General features: G+C 38.1%; 1 protein-coding gene. It reads left to right on the top strand.

Annotated elements, in window-relative coordinates:
* On the top strand, positions 1-438 hold a 438-nt coding region (locus tag C1I92_RS33080; RefSeq protein ID WP_146605400.1), incomplete at both ends, for a (2Fe-2S)-binding protein.

Here is a 438-nt window from a genome sequence, read left to right as displayed (position 1 = left end):
GGTAAATGTAAACCGCAAATTGCTCAAATCTTACAGCACACGTTGGGCGATGACTTTGTTGCTGCTAAACCTGCAGGTATATGTGGTTGTACTGATTTGACACGTGATCAAATTGTTACGCAAATACGAGCGAAAGGTTTAAAAACATCTAAAGAAGTTCGACATGTTTTAAACTTTAAAAACAAAGGTGGATGTCCAAAATGTCGACCTGCGATTAACTATTATTTGAATATGGTTTATCCACATGATCATGAAGATGAAAGAGAATCAAGATTTGCTAACGAACGTTACCATGCGAATATTCAAAATGATGGTACATTTTCTGTTATACCTCAAATGCGTGGGGGTGTTACAGATGCAGACCAACTGATTCGTCTAGGAGAAGTGGCTAAGAAATATCATGTGCCACTAGTTAAAGTGACAGGTTCGCAACGTGTT

This window comes from Jiangella anatolica (assembly GCF_003236295.1).
Classification (GTDB): Bacteria; Actinomycetota; Actinomycetes; order Jiangellales; family Jiangellaceae; genus Jiangella; species Jiangella anatolica.
The sequence above is the reverse complement of the archived record's forward strand: the minus strand, read 5'-3'. Positions and strand labels throughout refer to the sequence as shown.